The sequence below is a fragment of the Alistipes sp. genome (assembly GCF_048465635.1).
GTDB lineage: Bacteria > Bacteroidota > Bacteroidia > Bacteroidales > Rikenellaceae > Alistipes.
Genome location: NZ_DBFWLF010000003.1, coordinates 1 through 6361 on the forward strand (window position 1 = coordinate 1; position 6361 = coordinate 6361).

General features: G+C 56.9%; 4 protein-coding genes and 1 pseudogene. 2 read left to right on the plus strand and 3 right to left on the minus strand.

What is annotated here, in order from left to right; all coding sequences use genetic code 11:
* A pseudogene (locus ACMO9O_RS00055) lies at nt 1-228 on the plus strand (nucleotidyltransferase domain-containing protein); the annotation flags it as partial.
* 208 nt (nt 229-436) lie between these two features.
* On the opposite strand, the gene ACMO9O_RS00060 reads toward ACMO9O_RS00055, so the two are convergent.
* From ACMO9O_RS00060 to ACMO9O_RS00070, 3 genes are all read right to left on the minus strand, one after another.
* Nucleotides 437-2713 carry an outer membrane beta-barrel protein gene (locus ACMO9O_RS00060; RefSeq protein ID WP_418981554.1) on the minus strand — a complete coding sequence of 759 codons (2277 nt, stop codon included), beginning with the start codon at nt 2711-2713 and terminating at the stop codon, nt 437-439.
* A 136-nt stretch (nt 2714-2849) separates the two neighbouring features.
* Nucleotides 2850-4544: a tetratricopeptide repeat protein gene (locus ACMO9O_RS00065; protein ID WP_418981555.1), complete on the minus strand. Its 1695-nt coding sequence runs from the start codon at nt 4542-4544 to the stop codon at nt 2850-2852.
* Complete coding sequence (locus tag ACMO9O_RS00070; RefSeq protein ID WP_418981556.1) at nt 4541-5662, minus strand: HEPN domain-containing protein; 1122 nt, start codon at nt 5660-5662, stop codon at nt 4541-4543. The genes ACMO9O_RS00065 and ACMO9O_RS00070 overlap by 4 nt, the downstream gene beginning before the upstream one ends.
* Before the next feature lie 217 nt (nt 5663-5879).
* Here ACMO9O_RS00070 and ACMO9O_RS00075 point away from each other — a divergent pair.
* The coding region (locus ACMO9O_RS00075) for a hypothetical protein (protein ID WP_418981558.1) at nt 5880-6361 on the plus strand (482 nt) is incomplete at its 3' end.

The following is a 6361-nucleotide window of genomic DNA, read 5'->3' on the forward strand; positions in this document are numbered from 1 at the left end:
ACGCTGTCGACGAAGCTGATGCTGGCTTTCGACGACACCCACATCGAAAACATCTTCACGCTGCCGCGGCTGAAGAGTTTTCTGCAAAAGTCACCGTACGGCATCCGGTTCGACATCGCACCGCAAGAGTTGGAGATACATATGGAGCGCGTGCGCAAAGCAGGCGAGATCATTGAAAACTACTGCGGACTGCGGCTCGAGCTTTATAAAGAGTTGAGCGATCGGTAGTGAGCTATCGATCATCCGAACGAAAAGGAGGCTTGCGGGATCACTGACAAGCTCACAAGCCTCCTTTTCTGTCATCTTTCTTTTTTGGTGTTGGTTTTCTCTTTCTCGACCTTCGTCCGCTCTTGGTTTACAGATAAGTTCTACATAGACGGGCCACATGCTCCCATACGCTACCTGTTTGAGGGACCGTAAAATGCCACACTTTTATTCAATGCCCGAACCGCGACGTATCGACCTGCGTGCGCTTTTTCTCTTTGTAGCTGCCGAAGCGGTAGGAGAAATGGAGGGTAAATGTCCGTGTGTAGAACCCCGAACTCATGTCGATATACTGCCCGGCGTAGCGAATTTTCACGGAGGGGTCGACCGACTCGAAAATATCGGTGCAGCGGGCTGTGAGACTTGCGCGGCCTTTGTCGAAGGTCCATTTGGCTCCGACGTCGAGGGTCCAGCTGGGATCGGTGTCGAATGTCCCCTGAATGGCCGGGGTTTGGTAGTAACCCGAAATATCGAGCGTGATGTCGGGCTTGCGTGCGAGGCGCACGGTGTTCTCCATATTTACCACGCCGAGCCATTTCGAGCGGTCGAACGAGAGGTCGTGGAACCGGTCGCACCGCTGTTTCATGTAGAGTCCGGTGAGTGTTACGCGCGAGTCGAGCCACTTGCCGATGCGGAACGGGAGGATGACGTTCGCCCCCATCTGGCGATTGACGTTCCAGTTGAGCGACTGGTAGACAAGTGCCAGCCGATCCGATGCCTGCCAGCCGGTCTGCACGAAATAGTCGGGCATCTCGCTCCAGAAAAGCATAAAAATGTATTTCTGCTTATACATATACAACGCCTGCCCGTTGTAGCTGCGCGACGGACGCAGGCCGGGCGTGCCCCGAATCTCCGAATAACCGTCGATGTAGGAGACCGCCTGCTGCATCTCCCAATAGGAGGGATAGCGTTTGTCCGAGGAGAGCGAGAGTTGCACGAGGTGCTTCTCCGAGAACATCCACATGAACGTGGCCTGCGGATAGAGCGACCAGTTGCGGTAGTCGCCCAACTGATAATATTCACCCGCAAGCGACACGGAGAGGCTTCCGCGTGAGAGTTGTTTGCCGAACCCGGCATAGAGATTCCCTGTGTATTCCGAGAGCCGCGAATCGGTATTTTCGGTTTCGACCTCCCCTTCGCGCAGGGTATATTGCTGCGTGTCGTGGTCTTCGGCCCAGTCGAACGCACCGCCGTAGGTCAGCTGCCAGTTCTTGCCGAGCGTGTGCTCCTGATCGACGTTCAGCGACAGTCGGTCGATCGTCTGCCCTGCCGCCACGTCGAACGCCGTGGTGCGACCGTCTGCATAGCGATTCTGCATGGCCATGAACGTCGAAGTGCGGTAGCGGGTATAGTCCGCACTCAGGTCCAACCCGAACGTCGAGGTGTAGCGCAGCGAGGCGTTGTGCATCGCATCGTCGCCCGTACGGTCGTTGTGCGAGGTAACGAATGTTCCCGTCGCGTCGGTCGTCGCCGGATTCCGGGGTGTAAAGCTGCCTGTGTAGGCCGCCGTGAAGCGGCCTTTGCCCTCGCGCCCGATGTCGAATGCCGTGCGCAGGTTGTGCTTCGTGGCGGATGAGATAAGTTGCTGGTTTTGTGTGATGTCATAGACCTTGCCGCTGAGCGTGTGGCGCGAAAAAAGCTCGATGGGCTGGATGCTCTTCGATTGTCCGGCGGAGTAGGTCACATCGGCCGACCACGCGGGCGACGAGAAGAGCAGGTTGCCTCCGGCTTCCCAGTTGTTGTAGTACCGGGCAGAATAGTTTGCGTGCACTTCGCCTGCGAATGTGCGGTCGTAACCGCGCCGCATCACCAGGTTGATCGCCGCGCCGCGCACGTGGTACTGAGGCGGAGTGCTGTACATCACCTCGGCCTTTTCGATGCGGTCGACCGGGGTTGATTTGAGCAAAGCCGCGAGCTGCTCGGCAGTCATCGTCGAGGGCTTGCCGTTGAGGATCACCGTCACACCGCCCATTCCGGCCAGCTCCAGCGCGCCCTCTTTTTCGCTCACGCCCGGCAGGCGGGTCAGGGCTTCGTAGGCGTTGTTCACGGCTTTGTGCTGCGTGAGCGCTTCGAGGTCGTAGACCAGACGTCCCTGTTCGACCTTCACGACGGGCCGTTCGCCTTTAACGACCACCTCGCCAATAGTATTGGCCGCTTCGCGGAGCATAATCTCACCTACATCGTCTTTGTCGGTGTCGAGCGCCAAAGGCTCGTAACCGAGGTGCTGAACCAATAAGCGGTAGGGCCGGACGGCTGATGCGATGCGGAAGCCTCCGAGCGAATCGGTCGTCACGCCGTCCACATAGGTCGAGTCGGCGTCTAACAGCACGACCGCCGCGCCGACGACTGCCCCGCGGGCTTCGTTTACGACCTTGCCATGTACCGTTTGGGAGAATGCGTTGCCGCACAGGAGCAACGCCAGCAGCGAGAGAATCGGGATTCGGATCATAACTTTTTGCATTGAGGGTTTCTTGATGCAAAGTTACTCTGTAACGGCTATTTTGATCCGAAATTGATCTTGCCGATGAACTTGTAAGATGCTGATATTAAAGGCTTAATGCCGAAAAAATCTTGCCGGCCGAAAATCACTCGAAAAACCGGGCGAAAAATGCTTTGTCTGCGGCCTGCGATTCGACGATGCGTCGCTTGAGTTTCGACTTGAGCGTGTAGACGCCGTTGAGGGTCATGTCGAGCATCACGCTGATCTCCTGCGGCGAGAAACCCGCGACGACCAGCGCCGCGAATTCGTAGTTGCGCTCGGTCCATCCGGGCAGCTGTGCACGAAGCCGACCGACGGCGTTGTCGTTGTAGAGATCGGCCATCCGCACCACATCGGCGAGCATCGCGGGACTCAACGCCAGCTCCTTCATCTTCTCGGTCAGACGGCGTGTTTCGCCGTAAAGGTAGTAGGTCGAGGCGATGTCGCGAATGACGGCCATACGTCCTTCGAGCAGACGCTTGACTGCCGCTTCCCGTTCGTCGTTCGCTTGCAGGCGCGAGGTCAGGCTGTCGTGTGACTCGCGGTACGACTCCAACAGTCCGAGGTACTCGCCCAACTGCTCCTCGCGGCGGTGCAGACGGCGACGGTAGCTCACAATGCCCCAACCCAGCCCGCCGGAGAGTAACAGACCTGCTAACACGAATATCCAAAGCTGATAACGTTGCCGCGTCTCCAGCAGTCCCATTTCGTACTGGCTGCGGTGGCGCAGCTCCAGCTCGGCGACCTGCTGCGTGCGTTCGGCACGGTAGATCGAGTCTTGCAGCCCGACGTAACATGCTTGGTAGTAGTAGGCCGAATCGACCATGCCCTGGGTTTTGTAGATGTCGGCGAGAATATAGAAGAGTCCGGCAGTCCCCGAAGTGTGCTTATCCACCGCACGCAACGAACGATGGAGGTAGAACGATGCCGAGTCCGGTTGGTTGGTGTTGAAGAACAAGATGCCGCACAGCGCGTCGTACATCATCAACGATGCGTTTTCGTTGAGGGTCTTGTCATTACGCCGCCTGAGCGAGTCTATATCCCGGCGGTCGATGCGATTGCGATCCTCCAAGAGTTTTTCAGGCGTGCAGCTGCCGGCGTAAACTCGGTAGTGGATCAGATAGGTTTCGACAAACACCCTTAACTCGGGATTTTCCGACCGGGCAGCTTCTTTGCGGATGCTCTCCAAAAGGGTGATCGCCTCGTCGTAGCGGTGTTGCGTGAAGACGACCATTGACTTCATCAGCACGCCGAACATCCGACTCTCCTCTTCGCCCAGCTCGCCGTAGAGCGTCGCCGCACGGTCGAAATACTCCTCGGCCTGCGCATGGTAACTCTGATTGGAGAACAGCACGCCGAGGTTGTGGTAGATCGCGGCCCGGAGCTTGTCGGTGGCCCGGTCGCCGCGCACCCTGCCGGCATAGCGCAGGGCCGTAGTGTAGCCCTCGACGGCTTTGTCCAACTCATCGGCGTTGACGTGTACAGCCCCGTAATAAGCCCATGCCTTGGCCCGCTCGGCGGCGGTTCCGTGCCGCTCATACCACGCCAATGCCGGAGCGATCAGCGAGTCGCTGGCAATATCTACATTTTTCAAGCTGTATCCCTGTGAGAGCAGTACGCGGCGCCGGGCCTTTTCTGCCGGGGAGAGCTGCATCGTGTCGACCGACCTCAAGATGCGCAGCGCGCTGTCCGGCTGCTCCTCGATGACGGCTTGCGCCGCGTCGAGTTGCGCGTCGGTCGCCGGTGTCCTGCATCCGGTCAGCCATACCGCTAAAACGGCTATGTAGAGTAGGCGTGTCAACGCTTGTTCGGTGGGGGTTGCGTCGTAGTTTTATCCGAAGCCGATCCGGCGGATTGTTCGGCATAGTAGGCGATTTGGGCGGTACAGACCCGCTCGACCAGTTTGCGGAGCCGTTCGACCTTGGGCAGCAGGGCGTCGATATCCTCCCGGGTGATTTCAAAGTCGGGGTTGTAGCGCGATTCGACATAGGCCCGCTGCAAGAGTTTGAACAGGCGCTCTTCCTCCGCGTTGTCGCGCGGAAACAGCCGGTAGACCTCCGGTGCGTACTCCTTGCAGGCTCTCATCAGCGATTCCAGGTCATGGCTCTTGTAGCCGTAAAGAATAAAAACCATCGGAATCACCCGCAAAAAGTTTTCAGTTGCCTGATGCAAATGGAAAGAGGCATGAACAAATTTCTCTTTTGCTAAGTTATTTATTGTATCTTCGAGAAAATCCACACCTCGATTAAATTTATCGTTGTAATATTTTTCGGCCCGTTCGCGTATTTCATCGAAACGAAGCCTGCGCCGCCGTTCCAACCGGAATTCGCCGGAATCGAAGAGGATGATTCCCTGGCGTTTGATCTCCGTTTCGAAATAGTGCCCCTTGGAAAGAGCGTAGTTGAAGTCGTCGATCCCGTAATTGATGAACTGCGGATGGGTGTGGAACGGTCGGTTCTTGTGCTCGAAAAAGGCATCGGCGATTTTGGAATAGAGCGCGTGCTGGATGGCTCCGATCTCCTTGCGGGTGAGAATCAGCAGGTCGTAGTCGCTCATATAGTAGGTCGGCACGCCGAATTCGATGCGCTGGTCGTAATCGATGTAGCTGTTCCGGGCATAGCTGCCGTAAAGAACGATCAGGCCGACTTCCTTGATATTGCGGCGGACCAGCTCGACCAGCTGCTTCAAATCGGCTTGTTTGTCCTCGGGCAGGAAAGCGATGCTCTTTTTCATAACCACAAAATTAGGAAAAAAGTTGGTAAACCGCTTGGCCTTGTCCATCGTTTTGATTACATTTGTCTGTAATTCCTGCAAATAGTCTGCAAATGTTTCCGAGGGAGGCGGCAGGAGCCGCTTAAAAGAAACGAACAGCCTATGAAAAGGAATCGAAGTGTCGGCCGCGCCGACGGACATATCCATAAAGGGTAAACAACTCTTTATACCAATAGCAAACATAGGGACCTCTTCCGGGAGGGTTTGATTCAGGTATAATAGTTGTCAGTCCTTGTTATGTCCCGCTATCTTTGGCGGGACACAACAGGGGCGCAAGGACAGCTTTCTGAATCGGGTTTCCTATGACCTGCTATTGGGGCTGACACCGCGCCCTTTTTTTGTGCCCTCACCCCAACTTTTACCTATGAAATCGCTGAAAGACTATGCCGATGATCCGGGGATTTGCGAATACCTCGAAACGCTAATCTTCCGCCCGCAGCTGCTCGATTACTTCGAGACCCTGCGCCGGGAGGCCCACCACCTCTATGCGCTGTTGATGCAGGCTCCGCCCTCGGTGGTCTGGATCGACTGGGCGAACTGCCATGCTCCGTGGCAGAGCGAGAGCTACTCCGTGGCGGCGTTCTGCGCCGCTCCCGAGGAAGCGTTCCCCTTTCCCGAAGAGTTGTACCTGTTCGTGGCGGGCTACATTCCGCGCAGCGAACGTGACCAGGCGTCGGAACTGAAATACGAACCGTTCAGCGGCCGCTGCGTAAGGTTATTCTCGAAGCGGGACGAACTGACCGTCGAAGCGCTGCTGAACGAATTCCCGGCCATGCTTCTGCTGCAAGGCCGCGAAGCGCTGCTCGACGGGCATCCCCTCCTGCCCGACGACGCTACTGTGCGCCG

Coding starts and splice junctions, on each gene's coding strand:
- ACMO9O_RS00070 (WP_418981556.1), bottom strand. CDS start 5,662: ATGGATATGTCCGTCGGCGCGGCCGACACTTCGATTCCTTTTCATAGG.
- ACMO9O_RS00060 (WP_418981554.1), bottom strand. CDS start 2,713: ATGATCCGAATCCCGATTCTCTCGCTGCTGGCGTTGCTCCTGTGCGGC.